Origin of the sequence: Pseudomonas baetica, assembly GCF_002813455.1 — a bacterium.
GTDB classification, from domain to species: domain Bacteria; phylum Pseudomonadota; class Gammaproteobacteria; order Pseudomonadales; family Pseudomonadaceae; genus Aquipseudomonas; species Aquipseudomonas baetica.
The window spans coordinates 5749767-5767799 of the sequence record NZ_PHHE01000001.1 but is presented as its reverse complement, the minus strand read 5'-3'; the positions used below and the strand labels follow the sequence as shown (position 1 = coordinate 5767799).

The 18033-nt window shown below is 59.1% G+C and carries 13 protein-coding genes; 4 read left to right on the top strand and 9 right to left on the bottom strand.

Annotated elements, in window-relative coordinates; translation table 11 throughout:
- Positions 1 to 65 precede the first annotated feature (65 nt).
- The 6 genes from ATI02_RS26665 to ATI02_RS26635 form a co-directional block, all read right to left on the bottom strand.
- Positions 66 to 590, bottom strand: a complete 525-nt coding sequence (locus tag ATI02_RS26665) for a DUF6586 family protein (protein WP_095189146.1) — start codon at positions 588 to 590, stop codon at positions 66 to 68.
- 144 nt (positions 591 to 734) lie between these two features.
- Positions 735 to 3368, bottom strand: coding sequence for a type I DNA topoisomerase (topA, locus tag ATI02_RS26660; RefSeq protein WP_100847814.1), 2634 nt, complete (start codon positions 3366 to 3368; stop codon positions 735 to 737).
- Between the two features lie 114 nt (positions 3369 to 3482).
- Positions 3483 to 3719, bottom strand: coding sequence for a DUF1653 domain-containing protein (locus ATI02_RS26655; protein WP_007910467.1), 237 nt, complete (start codon positions 3717 to 3719; stop codon positions 3483 to 3485).
- A 98-nt stretch (positions 3720 to 3817) separates the two neighbouring features.
- Complete coding sequence (gene fadA / locus ATI02_RS26650; RefSeq protein WP_100847813.1) at positions 3818 to 4993, bottom strand: acetyl-CoA C-acyltransferase FadA; 1176 nt, start codon at positions 4991 to 4993, stop codon at positions 3818 to 3820.
- 29 nt (positions 4994 to 5022) lie between these two features.
- Positions 5023 to 7170 carry a fatty acid oxidation complex subunit alpha FadB gene (gene fadB, locus ATI02_RS26645; protein WP_095189148.1) on the bottom strand — a complete coding sequence of 716 codons (2148 nt, stop codon included), beginning with the start codon at positions 7168 to 7170 and terminating at the stop codon, positions 5023 to 5025.
- Between the two features lie 529 nt (positions 7171 to 7699).
- On the bottom strand, positions 7700 to 8137 hold the full coding sequence (locus tag ATI02_RS26635; RefSeq protein ID WP_095189149.1) for a hypothetical protein: 438 nt from the start codon (positions 8135 to 8137) through the stop codon (positions 7700 to 7702).
- Positions 8138 to 8240: 103 nt separating this feature from the next.
- Here ATI02_RS26635 and ATI02_RS26630 point away from each other — a divergent pair, with 103 nt between their 5' ends.
- Positions 8241 to 8678, top strand: a complete 438-nt coding sequence (locus tag ATI02_RS26630; protein ID WP_093433662.1) for a universal stress protein — start codon at positions 8241 to 8243, stop codon at positions 8676 to 8678.
- 71 nt (positions 8679 to 8749) lie between these two features.
- On the opposite strand, the gene ATI02_RS26625 is transcribed toward ATI02_RS26630, so the two are convergent.
- Positions 8750 to 10672 (bottom strand): ATP-binding cassette domain-containing protein, encoded by a 1923-nt coding sequence (locus ATI02_RS26625; RefSeq protein ID WP_100847812.1) that lies wholly within the window; start codon positions 10670 to 10672, stop codon positions 8750 to 8752.
- A gap of 214 nt (positions 10673 to 10886) precedes the next feature.
- On the opposite strand from ATI02_RS26625, the gene ATI02_RS26620 reads away from it, so the two are divergent.
- Positions 10887 to 12815: a transglycosylase SLT domain-containing protein gene (locus ATI02_RS26620; RefSeq protein WP_100847811.1), complete on the top strand. Its 1929-nt coding sequence runs from the start codon at positions 10887 to 10889 to the stop codon at positions 12813 to 12815.
- An 82-nt stretch (positions 12816 to 12897) separates the two neighbouring features.
- On the opposite strand, the gene ATI02_RS26615 is transcribed toward ATI02_RS26620, so the two are convergent.
- The gene (locus tag ATI02_RS26615; RefSeq protein ID WP_095189152.1) at positions 12898 to 14703 is read right to left on the bottom strand and encodes an ABC transporter transmembrane domain-containing protein; all 1806 of its coding nucleotides are present in this window, start codon (positions 14701 to 14703) and stop codon (positions 12898 to 12900) included.
- Between the two features lie 256 nt (positions 14704 to 14959).
- Between ATI02_RS26615 and ATI02_RS26610 the strand changes: the two genes are divergently transcribed.
- A complete protein-coding gene (locus ATI02_RS26610; protein WP_095189153.1) occupies positions 14960 to 15139 on the top strand; it encodes a PA1571 family protein in 180 nt (59 codons plus the stop codon).
- Between the two features lie 180 nt (positions 15140 to 15319).
- Here the strand turns inward: ATI02_RS26610 and pdxB are convergent, their stop codons facing one another.
- Positions 15320 to 16462, bottom strand: a complete 1143-nt coding sequence (gene pdxB / locus ATI02_RS26605; RefSeq protein ID WP_100847810.1) for a 4-phosphoerythronate dehydrogenase PdxB — start codon at positions 16460 to 16462, stop codon at positions 15320 to 15322.
- Positions 16463 to 16621: 159 nt separating this feature from the next.
- Between pdxB and ATI02_RS26600 the strand changes: the two genes are divergently transcribed.
- Positions 16622 to 18031, top strand: coding sequence for an MATE family efflux transporter (locus tag ATI02_RS26600; RefSeq protein WP_100847809.1), 1410 nt, complete (start codon positions 16622 to 16624; stop codon positions 18029 to 18031).
- Positions 18032 to 18033: the final 2 nt, after the last annotated feature.

Here is an 18033-nt window from a genome sequence, read left to right as displayed (position 1 = left end):
CATTCAGGCTTCGCTTGGGATCTTGACCAGCAGCATGTTTCAGATTGCCACCGTGTCAATCACCATCAGCACTCATTCAAGCCTTCGCGAAAACGCAGCGCCAGACCTTTGAGGTTCTGCCGCCAACTCTCCAACTCCTCTCGACTCAACTCCTCTGACGCCTCTTCCTCGTCAAGATTCACCGCCAGAATCAACGGCTGGGTTACATCTCCTTTGGGCTTGTGCGGGACGCGCGGTGGTTGAAACAGCGCCGAATGCGCCGCTAGCAGTTTCGCCAGCCACGTTTCAGAGTTACCCGCCAGCTCGATCATTTCGGCCAACTCGGGAATGGCGATCGACTCCAGCACTTCGCGCGTCAGCAACATCTCTGCCCTAGGCGCATTGGCCTGCGGCAAACGGTAGAACCCGGCTATCTCATGACACAGCCCCAACAGAGCACCATAGAGATGAAACAAAGCCGATTCACGCCCAGCCTGAATCAGCGCCAGAGAATTCATCGCCCGCCCTTCTTCAGCTCGAGCCAGGGCTTCCAGCGACAGGCCGGCGAAATAGATCTTCTGATTGGTACGGGTATAGAGTTCGTGGGCCATGACGGCAGTCTCCACAACGAAATAAATGCTTCAAACAGACCAGACAGTGTCGTGGATCAGCCGATCCCACCGCAAGCACAAAACAAAAAGGCCGCATGAAAACTCAAGAGTTCTCATGCGGCCTTTTCAGTACCGGACTAACGCTTACTCGGCTTTGGCCTTCGCAGAGCGCTTGTCCTCAACCGTCCACTTACCACCGTCGTAGTAAGCCTTCCAGCCGGTTGGTTTGCCGTCGACTTCGGTCTGCACATATTGCTCCTTGGTCTTGCGGCTGTAGCGGATCACCGCTGGCAGACCGTCAGGATCCTTCTGTGGCGCTTCGCACAGGAAGTGGTACTTCGGATCGATTTCGTCCTTGTGCGGCAGAATCTCGATCACCAGCGGAGCACGGGTCTCGCGGTTTTTCGGGAACTGACTGGCCGCCAGGAACAGACCGGACGCACCGTCGCGCAGGATATAGGTGTCGTTGACCTTTTCGCATTTCAGCTCAGGCATCTTCACCGGATCCATCTTCGGCGGCGCCGCATCACCGCTCTTGAGCAATTTGCGGGTGTTTTTGCACGTCGGGTTGGTGCAGCCGAAAAACTTGCCGAAACGGCCGGTCTTGAGCTGCATCTCGCTGCCGCACTTGTCGCATTCCAGGCTCGGACCTTCGTAGCCCTTGATGCGATAGCTGCCCTCTTCGATTTCGTAGCCGGCGCAATCCGGGTTGTTACCGCAGATGTGCAGCTTGCGCTTCTCGTCGAGCAGGTAGGCGTCCATCGCCGTGCTGCAGATCGGGCAGCGATGCTTGCCACGCAGTACCAGCGATTCAGACTCGCCTTCATCGTCCGCAGCAATCTCGTCGCCCGGCACCAGGTTGACGGTGGCCTTGCAGCGCTCTTTCGGCGGCAGGCTGTAACCCGAGCAGCCGAGGAATACACCGGTCGATGCGGTACGGATCTGCATCGGACGACCGCAGGTGGTGCACGGAATATCGGTCATGACCGGCTGATTGGCACGCATGCCGCTTTCCGGGTTTTCGGCTACTTCGAGTTTCTTTTTGAAGTCGCCGTAGAACTCGTCCAGCACATTTTTCCAGTCGCGCTCGCCTTGAGCCACGTCATCGAGGTTCTCTTCCATGCCGGCGGTGAAGCCGTAGTCCATGAGGTTCGAGAAGCTCTCCGACAGACGCTCGGTGACAATGTCGCCCATCTTTTCCGAATAGAAACGACGGTTGTGCAGGGTCACGTAGCCGCGATCCTGAATGGTCGAAATAATCGCCGCGTAAGTGGAAGGACGACCGATGCCGCGCTTTTCCATTTCCTTCACCAGACTGGCTTCGGAGTAACGCGCCGGCGGTTTGGTGAAGTGCTGGGTCGGATCAAGCTTGATCAGCTTCATGACATCGCCCTGCGCCATATCAGGCAGAACGTCGTCATCGCCAGGTTTGGCAATCTGCGGCATCACGCGGGCGTAACCGTCAAACTTCAGGATACGACCCTTGGCGCGCAGCTCGAAATCACCCGCGCCGACACTGACAGTCGTCGACAGGTATTGCGCCGGCAGCATCTGGCAAGCAAGGAATTGGCGCCAGATCAGTTCGTAGAGACGCTCTGCATCGCGCTCCATGCCGGCAAGCTTGCTCGGAATGGTATTGGCGTCAGACGGACGAATCGCTTCGTGAGCCTCTTGTGCGCCTTCCTTGCTGCTGTAGACGTTTGGCGTTTCCGGCAGGTATTTCTTGCCGAACTCGTCTTCGATATAAGCGCGTGCCATCGTCACGGCATCTGCCGAGAGGTTGGTGGAGTCGGTACGCATATAAGTGATGTAGCCAGCCTCGTACAGACGCTGGGCCATCATCATGGTTTTCTTCACGCCGAAGCCCAGGCGGTTGCTCGCAGCCTGTTGCAGGGTAGACGTGATGAACGGCGCCGACGGCTTGCTGCTGGTCGGCTTGTCTTCGCGCTTGACGATGCTGTAGCTGGAAGACTTGAGCTTCTCCAGTGCGGCCATGGCCTGCGCTTCGTTCAGCGGCTTGAAGGCTTCGCCTTTCTCGCGAGCGACTTCGAAGCGCACGGTCGAGCCCTTGGTGGTGCCGAGATCGGCATGCACTTCCCAGTACTCTTCCGGATTGAACGCACGGATTTCACGCTCACGCTCGACCACCAGTTTCACGGCAACCGATTGCACACGACCGGCGGACAGGCCACGGGCGATCTTGGCCCACAGCAACGGCGAGACCATGTAGCCCACAACGCGGTCGAGGAAGCGACGCGCCTGCTGAGCATTGACACGATCGATGTCCAGCTCGCCCGGCTTGGAGAAGGCCTCCTGAATGGCCTTCTTGGTGATTTCGTTGAACACCACGCGCTTGTAGCGGCTGTCATCACCACCGATGGCTTCGCGCAGGTGCCATGCAATGGCTTCCCCCTCGCGATCCAAGTCGGTTGCGAGATAGATGGTGTCAGCATCCTTGGCGAGCCGGCGCAGCTCCTCGATCACCTTCTCTTTACCCGGAAGGATCTCGTACTTGGCCTTCCAGCCATGATCGGGATCGACACCCATACGCGAGACCAGCTGCTTGCGCGCTTTCTCTTTCGGCGTAAGCACCGGACCTTCGCCTGCGGCAGCCTTGCCGCGCTTGGCGGCTGGCTCTTTGCTGGCGCTAGCCGAACCGCTGGTGGGCAGGTCTCGGATATGGCCGATACTCGACTTCACCACGTATTGGTTACCCAGATACTTGTTGATGGTCTTGGCCTTAGCCGGGGATTCCACAATGACCAGCGATTTGCCCATGGATCAGAAAATTCCTGAATTCTAGAAGTGAAAGGCGGTTGGCGCCTGACGCGGCACCGCTATATATAGTTGATACAAGGTGAGGTCAAGCACAGGGTTCTGTGCGCACTCGCCTTATGCCTTGGAAAAAAGGCTCGGTTCGGCTTGCACCAAAGCAAAGCGTGGCACTTGCTCGCCGTCAACCTCGACCGACTCGAGAAACATGCTCAAGGGACGCACCCAAAAGCCGTAATCGCCATACAGGGCTTGGTAAAAGACCACTTCTTCTTCGGTCTCGGAATGCCGCGCAACACTGAATACACGGTACTGCGGACCTTTGTAATGTTGGTAGAGCCCAGGTTGTATCGGCACGCTTCGGCCCTCACTCAAATTTTTTCAAAATAAAAACAAAATAAATCCGCAAAAACAAAAACCGGGGCACTTGGCCCCGGCTTCCATCGACGAGACGCTTAAACGCGTTCGAAGACGGTGGAGATGCCTTGGCCGAGACCAATGCACATAGTGGCCACACCGAAGGTGCCGCTATTCTGCTTCATCACGTTCAGCAAGGTGCCGGAGATACGGGCACCGGAGCAACCGAACGGGTGACCCAGGGCGATCGCGCCGCCGTGCAGGTTAACCTTCTCGTTAATCTTGTCGAGCACTTTCAGATCTTTCAGCACTGGCAGAGCCTGTGCGGCGAAAGCTTCGTTGAGCTCGAAGAAGTCGATATCGTTGATGCCAAGGCCCGCACGCTTCAGGGCTTTTTGTGTAGCCGGAACTGGACCATAGCCCATGATTGCCGGATCCACACCCGCCACTGCCATCGAACGGATCACCGCCATTGGCTGGATACCCAGGTCCTGCGCACGCTGCGCCGACATCACGATCATGCACGAAGCACCATCGGTAATCTGCGACGAAGTACCGGCAGTCACGGTGCCGCCCTTTGGATTGAAGGCAGGCTTGAGGGCCGCCAGGCTTTCCAGGGTGGTTTCCGGACGAATGGTTTCGTCGTAGTCGAACAGTTTCAGGAAACCGTTCTCGTCGTAGCCTTGCATCGGGATGATTTCGTCTTTGAACTTGCCTTCCACAGTCGCCTTGTGAGCCAACTGGTGGGAACGCACGCCAAAGGCGTCCTGCTGTTCGCGGGTGATGCCGTGCATTTTGCCCAGCATTTCAGCGGTCAGGCCCATCATGCCCGAGGCTTTCGCCGCGTACAGAGACATGTGCGGGTTCGGATCGACACCGTGCATCATGCTCACGTGCCCCATATGCTCGACGCCGCCAACCACGAAGACGTCACCGTTACCGGTCATGATCGCTTGCGCAGCAGTGTGCAGAGCGCTCATCGAGGAGCCGCACAGACGGCTCACGGTCTGGCCGGCCGAGGTGTGCGGGATCTGGGTCATCAGCGACGCCATGCGCGCAATGTTCCAGCCTTGCTCCAGGGTCTGGTTCACACAGCCCCAGATCACGTCCTCGACTTCAGCAGGATCGACCTTGGCATTGCGTTCCAGCAGTTTGCTGATCAGGTGCGCCGACATGTCTTCGGCGCGGGTGTTGCGGTGCATGCCGCCCTTGGAGCGGCCCATCGGAGTACGACCGAAGTCGACAATCACGACGTCTCTAGGATTCAAGCTCATAAGTTCACTCTCACTCTAGTTGGGGGCGCTTAACCGAAGAAGCTCTGGCCGTTTTTGGCCATTTCGCGCAGCTTCGCGGTCGGGTGGTACAGCGCGCCCAAATCAGCGTACTGGTCAGCCAGGGCAACGAACTCGGCAACACCGATCGAATCGATGTAGCGCAGCGCACCGCCACGGAATGGAGGGAAACCGATACCGTAGACCAGACCCATGTCGGCTTCGGCGGCGGTTTCAACGATGCCGTCTTCCAGGCAGCGCACGGTTTCCAGGCACAGCGGGATCATCATCCAGTTGATGATGTCTTCGTCAGTGACTTCACGCTGCTCGTAGACGATCGGCTTGAGCACTTCCAGAACCGATGGATCGGCAACTTTCTTCTGCTTGCCTTTCTTGTCGGCCTCGTAGGCGTAGAAACCCTTGCCATTTTTCTGACCCAGGCGTTTGGCTTCGTACAGCACGTCGATGGCCGAACGGCGGTCATCCTTCATGCGATCCGGGAAGCCTTCAGCCATCACGTCACGACCGTGGTGACCGGTGTCGATGCCGACCACGTCCATCAGGTACGCCGGGCCCATCGGCCAGCCGAATTTTTCCATGACCTTGTCGATACGGACGAAGTCCACACCGGCGCTGACCAGTTTGGCGAAACCACCGAAGTACGGGAACAGTACGCGGTTGACCAGGAAGCCCGGGCAGTCGTTGACGACGATCGGGTTCTTGCCCATTTTCTTGGCGTAGGCAACGGTGGTGGCAACAGCCAGCTCGCTGGACTTTTCGCCACGAATTACTTCCACCAGCGGCATCATGTGCACCGGGTTGAAGAAGTGCATGCCGACGAAGTTTTCCGGACGCTTGAGGGCCTTGGCCAGCAGGCTGATGGAAATGGTCGAGGTGTTGGATGCGAGGATGGTGTCCTCTTTGACCTGAGCTTCGACTTCAGCCAGCACAGCTTGCTTGACCTTCGGGTTCTCGACGACAGCTTCGACCACCAGATCGACGTGACCGAAGTCGCCGTAGGACAGGGTCGGACGAATGGCGTTGAGCACTTCAGCCATTTTCGCAGCGGTCATGCGACCTTTATCAACGCGGCCAACCAGCAGTTTGGCGGCTTCGGCCAGACCCTGTTCGATACCGTGCTCGTTGATATCCTTCATCAGGATCGGCGTGCCTTTGGAAGCCGACTGATAAGCGATACCGCCACCCATGATGCCGGCGCCCAACACGGCGGCCTGCTTCACGTCCTTGGCGATTTCGTCGTAGGCCTTGGCCTTTTTCTTCAGTTCCTGATCATTCAGGAACAGACCGATCAAGCTCTGTGCAGCAGAAGTCTTGGCCAGTTTCACGAAGCCTGCGGCCTCGATTTCCAGTGCTTTGTCACGACCGAAGTTCGCGGCTTTCTGGATGGTCTTGATCGCTTCAACCGGCGCCGGGTAGTTCGGGCCAGCCTGGCCGGCCACGAAACCTTTGGCGGTTTCGAAAGCCATCATTTGCTCAATGGCGTTCAGCTTGAGTTTTTCCAGCTTCGGCTGACGCTTGGCCTTGTAGTCGAACTCGCCGGAGATAGCGCGCTTGATCAGTTCAAGGGCAGCTTCCTGCAACTTCTCGGGAGCAACCACGGCGTCGACTGCACTGACTTTCAGGGCGTCTTCAGGACGGTTTTCCTTGCCAGCGGCAATCCACTCGATCGCGTTGTCGACACCGATCAGGCGCGGCAGACGCACGGTGCCGCCGAAGCCTGGATAGATGCCAAGTTTGACTTCCGGCAGACCGATCTTGGCCTTGGTGGACATGACGCGATAGTCAGCTGCCAGGCACATTTCGAGACCGCCGCCGAGGGCGATGCCATTGATGGCCGCTACGGTCGGAACGTTGAGGTCTTCGAAATCGCTGAAGATCTTGTTGGCTTCGAGATTGCCAGCAACCAGCTCGGCATCCGGCAGCTTGAAGTTGTCGACAAATTCGGTGATGTCGGCGCCGACGATGAACACGTCCTTGCCACTGCTGACGATCACGCCTTTGATCGAAGCATCTGCCTTGATGGTGTCTACGGCCTGACGCAGCTCGTTCAGGGTAAGACGGTTGAACTTGTTGACGGACTCACCCTTGAGGTCGAATTTCAATTCGACGATGCCACTTTCAAGAGCTTTAACCGTGATGGCTTTACCTTCGTAAATCATCAACTGATCTCCACGATATGGAAGCTGAACAGTACACGTCGGACGCAGGCGAATGACTCGGCAGGACGCTTTTTCGTCGATGCTGTCGCCAATCCACCCGGCACACCCGCCAACGCGATAGTCGGGATTCTGTAGGAGCAGTCTGTAAGACAAACGCTCAATTCATACGCCCGTTTGATTTGGGTACGTCACCTTCACGGAATTTCCGACAATTGTCAATCGCCCAAAATATGGGTTGAAATGCGACTTTGCGGTCATTTCCGTACCACGAAGACCCGCAACATGCGTCTGCATGTGAGGCCATTCATAGAATCAATAGCTAGAAAAGTCGCCCCAATTCGCAACGAGCCCTGTTTAACAGGCTACGCTGGCTGGGACTACAGAGAAAGTGTGCTTGCCGCTTCACGGCGACCACCATCAAATGAGTTTCCGGCCTGCCTGGCCAACCCCAGCCCGATGAATCATGTCGGGCTTTTTATTGCTCGTCTGCCGGACGTTTCGCACCGTTGCAGTGCGAAAAATCCGCGAGTCACGCCAGCGCTTTCAGTGTGGCGTCAATATCCTGCAAAACCGAGGCTTCGCCCTTCTCGCCCCAATACAAGGCGATCATCTGCTTGTCTGCTTCGACCTTGAAGACATTGTCCGGCAATCTTTCGAAATAATTGAGCAGCGCCCGATCCTCGCAGACCTCCTGCCATTGATTGACCCACACTTCTGGCGATTTCTGCCAGTACGCCCAGCACGCCGGTTGCTTGCCAAGGCGCGGCCGATGGTACTGCGCGCACGGGTTCGGTGGTTCCTGCGACAGCCAGTGCGGCCATTCCTGGGGCGCCAGCTGCATGGCCAGCCCGATGCGTCGCGCCTCCATGCGCAGGGCGATGCGGCCGCTCTGCGCGCGCGATGGGCGCAGCCACGCCAGCGGACTCAAAACCACCAGCAGGATTGACACCACTATCCAGACCGTCATATCTGTACTCCCGAATCTTCATGAGCCCATTGCGTCACTTTGGAACCAATGCGCTTGAAACCAGCCATACTTAACAATATTGAACCCTTACAAGGAGCGCCTCATGCCCTACCACCACATCCTGGTCGCCGTAGACCTGACTGAAGAGTGCGACCCTGTCATCCACCGTGCCCGAGAGCTGTCGGTGAGCAATGGCGCCAAGCTGTCGCTGGTGCACATTGTCGAACCGATGGCCATGGCGTTCGGCGGCGACGTGCCGATGGACCTGTCACAACTGCAACAGCAGCAGTTCGATCAGGCCAAGGAACGCCTTGAGCGCCTGAAACTCAAGTATTCCGAACTCGAAGGCGCCAACTGCCACTTGACCTACGGCCAGCCGCGCCAGGAAATCCACCATTTCGCCAAGGAACAGCAATGCGATCTGATCGTGGTTGGCAGCCACGGCCGGCATGGCCTGGCGCTATTGCTTGGCTCGACCGCCAACGATGTGCTGCACGGTGCGCCTTGTGATGTGCTGGCGGTGCACCTGGTCAAACGCTGATCCCTTCGCCGACTCCTGCAAAAAGCCCGGCCTCACGCGAATGAGGCCGGGCTTTTTTATTGCCGGATCAATCAGGCATCCAGCTCCGCCCAACGCTCCACCAGAACATCCAGCTCAGCCTGCAACTGCTCAAGCGAGGCAATCACCTTGGCGGTCTCGGCCGCAGGACGCTGATAGAAACCGGCGTCGGCCATTTCAGCCTCAACGGCAGCAATCTGCTGCTCCTTGGCATCGATGTCACCCGGCAGCGCTTCCAGCTCGCGTTGCAGCTTGTAGCTCAGCTTTTTCTTGGCCGCCGGTGCAGCGGCAGCCGGTGCTGCCACGGTCGCCGGTTCAGCAGTCACCACTGCCGAATTCAGGTCAGCCTTGCCCGACTTGCTTTCGGTCACGCCCAACAGACGCGGCGAACCACCCTGACGGATCCAGTCCTGATAACCGCCGACGTATTCACGCACCTTGCCTTCGCCTTCGAAGACCAGTGTGCTGGTAACGACGTTGTCGAGGAATGCCCGGTCGTGGCTGACCATCAGCACGGTGCCGTTGAAGGTCAGCAGCACTTCCTCGAGCAGCTCGAGGGTTTCCACGTCGAGATCGTTGGTCGGTTCGTCGAGCACCAGCAGGTTTGCCGGTTTGCTGAACAGTTTCGCCAGCAGCAAGCGCGCACGCTCACCACCCGACAGCGCCTTGACCGGCGTGCGGGCACGCTGCGGGCTGAACAGGAAATCGCCGAGGTAGCTCAGCACGTGGCGGCTCTGGCCGTCGATATCGATGAAGTCGCGACCTTCGGCGACGTTGTCGATCACGGTCTTTTCCAGATCCAGTTGATGGCGCAACTGGTCGAAGTACGCCACGTCGATCCGCGTGCCCTCTTCGACTTTGCCGCTGGTCGGTTGCAGACCGTTGAGCATCAGCTTCAACAGGGTGGTCTTGCCGGTACCGTTGGCGCCAAGCAAACCGATACGGTCGCCGCGCTGCAGGACCATCGAGAAATCCTTGATCAGGAACGGACCGTCCGGGTGATGGAAGCTGACATTTTCCAGCACCATCACTTGCTTGCCGGACTTGTCGGCAGTTTCCAGCTGGATATTGGCCTTGCCGGTGCGCTCGCGACGTTCGCTGCGCTCTACGCGCAAAGCTTTCAATGCACGTACGCGACCTTCGTTACGGGTGCGGCGCGCCTTGATGCCCTGACGGATCCACACTTCTTCCTGCGCCAGACGCTTGTCGAACAACGCGTTAGCGGTTTCTTCAGCGGCCAGCGCGGCTTCTTTGTGCACCAGGAAGCTGGCGTAGTCACCGTTCCAGTCGATCAGGCCGCCGCGATCCAGTTCCAGAATACGGGTAGCGAGGTTCTGCAGGAAAGAACGGTCGTGCGTGATGAACAGCACGGCGCCCTGGAAATCCTTCAGCGCTTCTTCGAGCCAGGCAATCGCACCGATGTCCAGGTGGTTGGTCGGTTCGTCGAGCAGCAGCAGATCCGGTTCGGACACCAGCGCCTGCGCCAGCAGCACGCGACGACGCCAGCCGCCGGACAACTCGGCGAGGGTCTTGTCGGCCGGCAGTTGCAGGCGACTCAGGGTGCTGTCGACCAGGGTCTGCAAGCGCCAGCCATCACGGGCTTCGAGGTCCTGTTGAACGTGCATCAGCTTGTTCAGATCGGCGTCGGTGACGATGTTCTGGCTCAGGTGATGGTATTCGGCGAGCAAGGCGCCAACGCCGTCGAGGCCTTCAGCTACCACGTCGAACACGGTCCGCTCGTCGGCCACTGGCAATTCCTGCGGCAATTCGCCGATTTTCAGACCGGGGGCACGCCACACCGAGCCGTCATCGGGCTTCTGGTCGCCCTTGACCAGTTTCATCATGCTGGACTTGCCAGTGCCGTTGCGGCCGATGATGCACACCCGCTCACCACGGGCGATCTGCCAGGACACCTTGTCCAACAACGGCATCGCGCCGAATGCAAGGGACACATCGCTGAATTTGAGCAGGGTCATGAGCTTCTCCAAAAACCGGGCGCGCATTCTACCTGACTTAGGGCTTCAGCAGGCCGGCAATTTGTCTGTCGAAGCACTCTGCACAACATTTGTTGCGAACTTGTGCTGCGAGGCCGGCAAAGCTTTCGCCGCTTGCTGGCAAAAGGCTAAGCTACAGACAATTCAGTGCTGATTCAGGTCGGCACTTGTCATGATTTCTCTGCCCGGATGTCTCATGCGCAGTCGCCTTCTCAGTGTTTTGTCCTGTTTGCTACTTACCGCCACTGCCGTTCAATCCGCCCAGGCGGTGGATCTGTCGACCCAACGCCAGTATTACGATGAAGCCAAGCGCGCGCTGGCCAAGGGCGACACCGGCCCGTATTTCCGTTACAGCCAGGCGTTGGCCGATTATCCGCTCGAACCGTATCTGGCCTACGACGAACTGACCGCGCGCCTGAAAACCGCGAGCAACGCGGAAATCGAGAAATTCCTCGCCGAACACGGGGACCTGCCCCAAGCCAACTGGATGAAGCTGCGCTGGTTGCGCTGGCTCGCCGATCGCGGGGACTGGGCAACCTTCGTCAAATATTACGACCCGAAACTCAACTTCACTGAGCTGGACTGCCTTAATGCGCAGTACCAGATCAGCAGCGGTCACAAGGCTGAAGGCTATGCCAATGCCGACAAACTCTGGCTGACCGGCAAGTCGCAACCCGCGGCGTGTGACGCCCTGTTCGGCATCTGGGCGGCCGACGGCCAGCTCACCGAAAAGAAACGCTGGGAGCGCACCAAACTCGCCGCTCAGGCACGTAACTATCCGCTCGCCAACAGCCTGACCAACGGCCTCACCACCCTCGCGCCACGTGGTCGGTTGTTGGTGGATGTGGCGCAGAAACCGGAATTGCTCAATCAGCCGTCGCGCTTCACCCCGGCCGATGAGCCAATGTCCGATGTGGTCAGCCTCGGCCTGCGCCGCCTCGCCCGTCAGGACCCGGACAAGGCTATGGCGCTGCTCGACGGCTATGCCAGCAGCATGCACTTCTCCCGTGACGAGAAAGTCGCGATCGCCCGGGAAATCGGCCTGACCCTGGCCCGGCGTTTCGACAGCCGCGCGCTGGACGTAATGACCAAATACGACCCGGAGCTGCGTGACAACACTGTTTCCGAGTGGCGCCTGCGCCTGCTGCTGCGTCTGGCGCGCTGGGACGACGCTTATCAACTGACTAAACGTCTTCCACAAGATCTGGCCACCACCAATCGCTGGCGTTACTGGCAGGCCCGTAGCCTGGAGTTGGCAGAGCCGCAGAATCCGCAAGCGCAGACGCTGTACAAGAACCTCGCCCGCGAGCGTGATTTCTACGGATTCCTCGCTGCCGACCGCTCGCAATCGCCGTACTCGCTGAACAACAAGCCGTTGGTCCTCAGCCAAGCGCTGATCAACAAGGTGCGCAACACTCCAGGCGTACGCCGTGCGCTGGAGTTCCACGCTCGCGGGCAGATCGTCGACGGTCGTCGCGAGTGGTATCACGTCAGCCGCCACTTCAACCGCGACGAAATGGTCGCCCAGGCGAAACTTGCCTATGACCTGAAGTGGTATTTCCCGGCGATCCGCACCATCAGTCAGGCGCAGTACTGGGACGATCTGGACATCCGCTTCCCGATGGCTCACCGCGAAACCCTCGTGCGCGAAGCCAAGGTTCGCGGCCTGCATTCGAGTTGGGTGTTCGCCATCACCCGTCAGGAAAGCGCCTTCATGGACGATGCCCGCTCCGGCGTCGGCGCCAGCGGCCTGATGCAATTGATGCCTGGCACTGCCAAAGAAACCGCACGCAAGTTCAGCATCCCGCTGGCCTCGCCGCAGCAAGTGCTGGATCCGGACAAGAACATCCAGCTCGGTGCCGCTTACCTGAGCCAGGTGCACAGCCAGTTCAACGGCAACCGCGTCCTCGCCTCCGCCGCCTACAACGCCGGCCCCGGCCGCGTGCGTCAATGGCTGCGCGGCGCTGATCACTTGAGTTTCGACGTGTGGGTGGAAAGCATTCCCTTCGACGAAACCCGTCAGTACGTGCAGAACGTGCTGTCTTATTCGGTGATCTACGGCCAGAAGCTCAACTCGCCGCAGCCGCTGGTGGATTGGCACGAGCGCTACTTCGACGATCAATAATCACACGGCTGATGCCGAGTAACGAAAAATGCCCGTATCGCGAGACACGGGCATTTTTTATGTGCACGACCTGATCGGTTGCTTAGTGAATGACAGGGTCGGTGACAGCATTCGTTGAAGCGCTTTTTCCATCGTTGAACTGCAAAGACGCCAGCCGCGCATACAGCGGATTGCTGACGATGAGTTCCTGATGGGTGCCAATGGCCACAAGTTTGCCCTGGTCCATCACCGCAATCCGGTCAGCGTTTTTCACCGTGGCCAGTCGATGCGCGATCACCAGCGTGGTGCGGTTCTCCATCAGACTTGGCAGAGCTTCCTGGATCAGATGCTCGCTTTGCGCATCAAGGGCGCTGGTGGCTTCATCCAGCAGCAGGATTGGCGCGTCGACCAGCAACGCACGGGCGATCGCCAGACGCTGACGCTGGCCGCCGGAAAGGCCGAGACCACCATCGCCGAGATGGGTCTGGTAACCGTTGGGCATTTTCTCGATGAAGTCGTGGGCATGGGCAATTCTTGCCGCTTGCTTGACCTGGTCCAGCGTCGCCCCCGGGTTGCCGTAGCGAATGTTCTCTTCAACGCTGCCAAAAAACAGTGCTGGCGACTGTGACACCAGGGCGAAGTGGCGGCGCAGATCCAACGGATCGAGACGGGTCAGCGGCACGCCATCGATGAGGATCCGTCCTTCCAGCGGGTCATAAAAGCGCAGCAGCAAGTCATACACCGTGGACTTGCCAGCTCCGGACGGCCCCACCAGCGCCAGCGTCTCTCCGGCGCGGACAGTCAGATTCAAGCCGTTAACGGCGTAGCTTTCAGGACGCGAGGGGTAGGAAAAACGCACATCCTGCAATTGCAGCTCACCGCGCACCCGCGCCGGCAAGGTCACAAGGCCCGTGGTCGGCGACTGGATGATGTTCTCCGAACGCAGCAATTCAGCGATGCGCTCGGCAGCGCCGGCAGCGCGTTGCAATTCGCCGATCACTTCGCTCAAAGTACCGATCGCACTGCCAACGATCAGGCTGTAAAAGACAAACGCCGCCAGTTCGCCGCCGGTGATCCGCCCGGCGATCACGTCCATGCCACCGACCCATAGCATCACTGCCACCGCGCCTAGCACCAGCACGATCACCATGGTAATCATCCATGAGCGCTGGAAAATGCGTTTGCGCGCGGTGTCGAAAGCGTCCTCCACCGTCGCCGAAAAGCGCTGTTCGTCCTGCACCTGATGGTTGTAGGCCTGCACGGTTTTGATCTGGCCGAGAGTTTCGGAAACGTAGCTGCCGATATCGGCAACCCGGTCCTGACTCAACCGCGAAAGATTGCGTACACGCCGACCGAAAATCAGAATCGGCGCCACCACGAACGGCAAGGCAATCACCACGATGCTGGTGAGTTTTGCGTTGGTCACGAACAGCAGGATGACGCCACCGATGACCATGAGCAGATTACGCAGGAACATCGACAGCGACGAACCGATCACCGATTGCAGCAGCGTGGTGTCGGCGGTCAACCGCGACTGGATCTCTGAACTGCGGTTGTTCTCGTAGAAGCCTGGGTGCAGATAAACCAGATGGTTGAACACCACGCGGCGAATATCGGCCACGACGCGTTCGCCAATCCAGGACACCCAGTAAAACCGCGCGAACGTACCGACAGCCAGCCCAAGCACCATCAACATGAAAATGCCGATGCTCTGATTAAGCTGGTGGGGCGACTGGGTCATGAAGCCCCGATCGACCAGCAGTTTGATCCCCTGCCCCATCGACAAGGTGACGGCGGCGGTGACGATCAGCGCCAGCAGCGCACCGATGACTTGCCAGCGGTAAGGGGCCAGAAATCGACTGGTCAGACGCAACGCGCGACGGTGCCTTGAAGAAAGCTTCGGGGTCATTCAGGTACGCATCCATGGTGATGAAAGGGCTAGCGTAAACCTTCTTTGGGGTGGAACTCTGTAAATCACAATGAGTCAGGTTAAATATGCCCCCAAAGACTAGGCCATAGTTGCTATTGGTCTAAAGTCCCGGTTGAGACGGGCGGTCATTTCTGTTTGAGTGGAGATGCCGCCGCCGACAGACCGCAGGGAGTTGTCACAGCCCGGTCACGTGGGGGTTTTAACCTAGGCGCACAACCTGATGAGGAGACAGGCCATGTCCTTGCAACACAGCAGCGAAGACAAGATTGAAGTGATCCGCACCAAGCCCGGCCAGACTCTGGGTTGCTCGATTATCGATAAGGACGGGCGTGAAGTACCGATCACTGAAGACATGATCCAGGACGCTTGCCGTGAACTGGAGAAGCGATTGGTCAAGCCTGCCGAACAAGAGTGATATAGCCACCGTCTTCCTGGCCCGGCCCCTTTGGCCGGGTTTTTTCTGGCTGCGGTTTGCCACTGCTGCGGGACTGTTGTAGCAGCTGTCGAGTGAAACGAGGCTGCGATCTTTTGACTTTGTTTTTTAAGAGCAAGATCAAAAGATCGCAGCCTTCGGCAGCTCCTAAAAGGGATCAGGTCAGATAGTGACTGCGCCCAGCGCCGCCACAATCTGCCGCAACCCCGGTGAATCCCCGTCGATCCGCACCTTCAGCCCTTCAATCTCGCGCCGGATCGGGTACTGCTTGCGCAACACATCAAATGCCGCACGCTGCTCACCGACATTACCTACAAGGCTGCGGCGAAAATCGGCATCATCCCGGCGCGGGTCGTACACGCCACGGCACAACATTGCCAACGCCCAGGCCGGATCGCTGTCGGCATGCAGGGTCACTTGCGACAACCATGGCGCCGGCAACAGATCACTGAGCTGGAGGCTGGCGGGCTGCCCGATGAATTCGCAGTACGCCTGATAAATCTGCGCGGTTCCACGCTGCTTGCCATCGAGGCTGTAGCCGGCAACGTGTGGCGTTGCCAGTACACAGAGATCGGCCAGCGCTACATCGACCTCGGGTTCGGCTTCCCAGACATCAAGCACCGCTTGCAGGTCTTCACGCGCTAGCAGCACTTTGCGCAGTGCGGCGTTATCCACCACCGGGCCACGCGCCGCGTTGATCAGCCATGCACCGGGTTTGAGTTGCTGTAACCGTTGTTGATCGAACAAGTGCCAGGTCGCACCGTCACCGCTGCGGGTCAACGGCGTGTGCAGGCTGATCACATCGCACTGCTCGATGATCTGCTCCAGGCTGACGTACTCGCCACCTTCGGCCGCCTGACGCGGCGGATCGCAGACCTTCACGTTCCAGCCCAGGCCCTTCAGGACGTTGATCAGTCGACCGCCCACCTCACCGGCGCCCACCACCCCGAACGTGCGTTGAGTCAGATCAACCCCTTCGATTTCGGCGAGGGTCAGCAGACTGCCGAGCACGTAATCGACCACGCCCCGGGCGTTGCAGCCTGGTGCACTGGACCAGGTAATCCCGGCCTCGGCGAAATACTCAAGATCCAGATGATCAGTGCCGATGGTGCAGGTGCCGACAAAGCGCACCTTGCTGCCTTCCAGCAACGCACGGCTGACAGTGGTCACTGAACGCACCAGCAACACGTCAGCCTGTTCGACCGTCGCACGGTCGATGGAGCGGCCCGGTATCCGGCGGATCTCACCGAAACCGGCAAAGAAGTCTTCGAGCAGCGGGATATTTTCGTCGGCAACAATCAGCATGGCGGGCTCCTGGGGCGGATCGGCAGTTTAGGTGCAGATGCACGGTTGGGCCAGCAAGCTTTGTGATTACAAATCCGCAACAGAGGATTTTTCCTGACCAAAGCGTCAGCGGCGTAGAATGCGGCGCCCTGCGCATCAACATCTGTGGACGCTTTTTCTGTGAATTCTGTAACTGACCAACCTGTCGCCGTCTCCCTGACCCGCCCCGCGCGGATCCGACTGGAGTTCAAAAACCTGCTCGCCCTGGCGTTGCCGATCATCATCGCGCAACTGGCAACCACGGCCATGGGCTTCGTTGATGCGGTGATGGCCGGTCGCGTCGGGCCGAAGGATCTGGCGGCAGTCGCACTGGGCAACTCGATCTGGGTGCCGGTGTTCCTGCTGATGACCGGCACCTTGCTGGCCACCACGCCGAAAGTCGCCCAGCGTTTCGGCGCTGGCACGCACAGCGAGATCGGCCCGCTGGTGCGTCAGGCGTTGTGGCTGGCGCTGGTGGTTGGCTTGATTGCCACCGCGATGCTGGTCGCCGCCGAACCGGTGCTGCACCTGATGAAGGTCGATCCGGAACTGATCGGCCCGTGCATGCAATACCTGCACGGCATCGCCAGCGGTCTGCCGGCGGTGGCGTTCTATCACGTGCTGCGCTGCACCAGTGACGGCATCGGTCGCACCCGCCCGGCCATGGTGCTGGGCCTATGCGGGCTGGCGCTGAACATTCCGCTGAACTACATCTTCATCTATGGCCACTTTGGTGTGCCGGCCATGGGCGGCGTCGGCTGCGGTTGGGCCACGGCGATCGTGATGTGGGTGATGGCGCTGGGTCTGGCCGGTTATGAGCGCTGGGCCCCAGCCTATCGTTCGAGCGAACTGTTCAGCCGTTTCGACTGGCCGCAATGGGCGGTGATCAAACGTCTGCTGGCCATCGGTTTGCCGATCGGCATCGCCGTTTTTGCCGAGTCGAGCATCTTCGCCGTAATCGCTCTACTGATCGGTAGCCTCGGTGCCACCGTGGTTGCCGGGCACCAGATCGCGCTGAACGTCAGCTCACTCGTGTTCATGATCCCCTACTCGTTAGGCATGGCCGTCACCGTGCGTGTCGGTCAGGCACTGGGCCGTGAAGAACCGCGCGAAGCACGTTTTGCCGCTGGCGTCGGCATGGGCGCGGCGCTGGCTTATGCCTGCTTGTCTGCAAGCATGATGTTGCTGCTGCGTGAGCCGATTGCGGCGATCTACACAGCTGATCCGACGGTGATTCACATCGCCGCGATGTTGATCGTGTACTCGGCGCTGTTCCAGTTTTCCGATGCGATCCAAGTGACCGCCGCCGGTGCCCTGCGCGGTTACCAGGACACTCGCGTGACGATGATCCTGACCTTGTTCGCCTATTGGGGCATCGGCCTGCCAGTAGGTTACGCCCTCGGCCTGACTGACTGGCTCGGTGAACCGCGTGGCCCGAGCGGCTTGTGGCAGGGTTTGATCGTCGGCTTGAGCTGTGCGGCGCTGATGCTGTCGATCCGCCTGACCCGCAGCGCACGCAAACGCATTCGGATCAGTCGTTCGTTGGGTTAAGC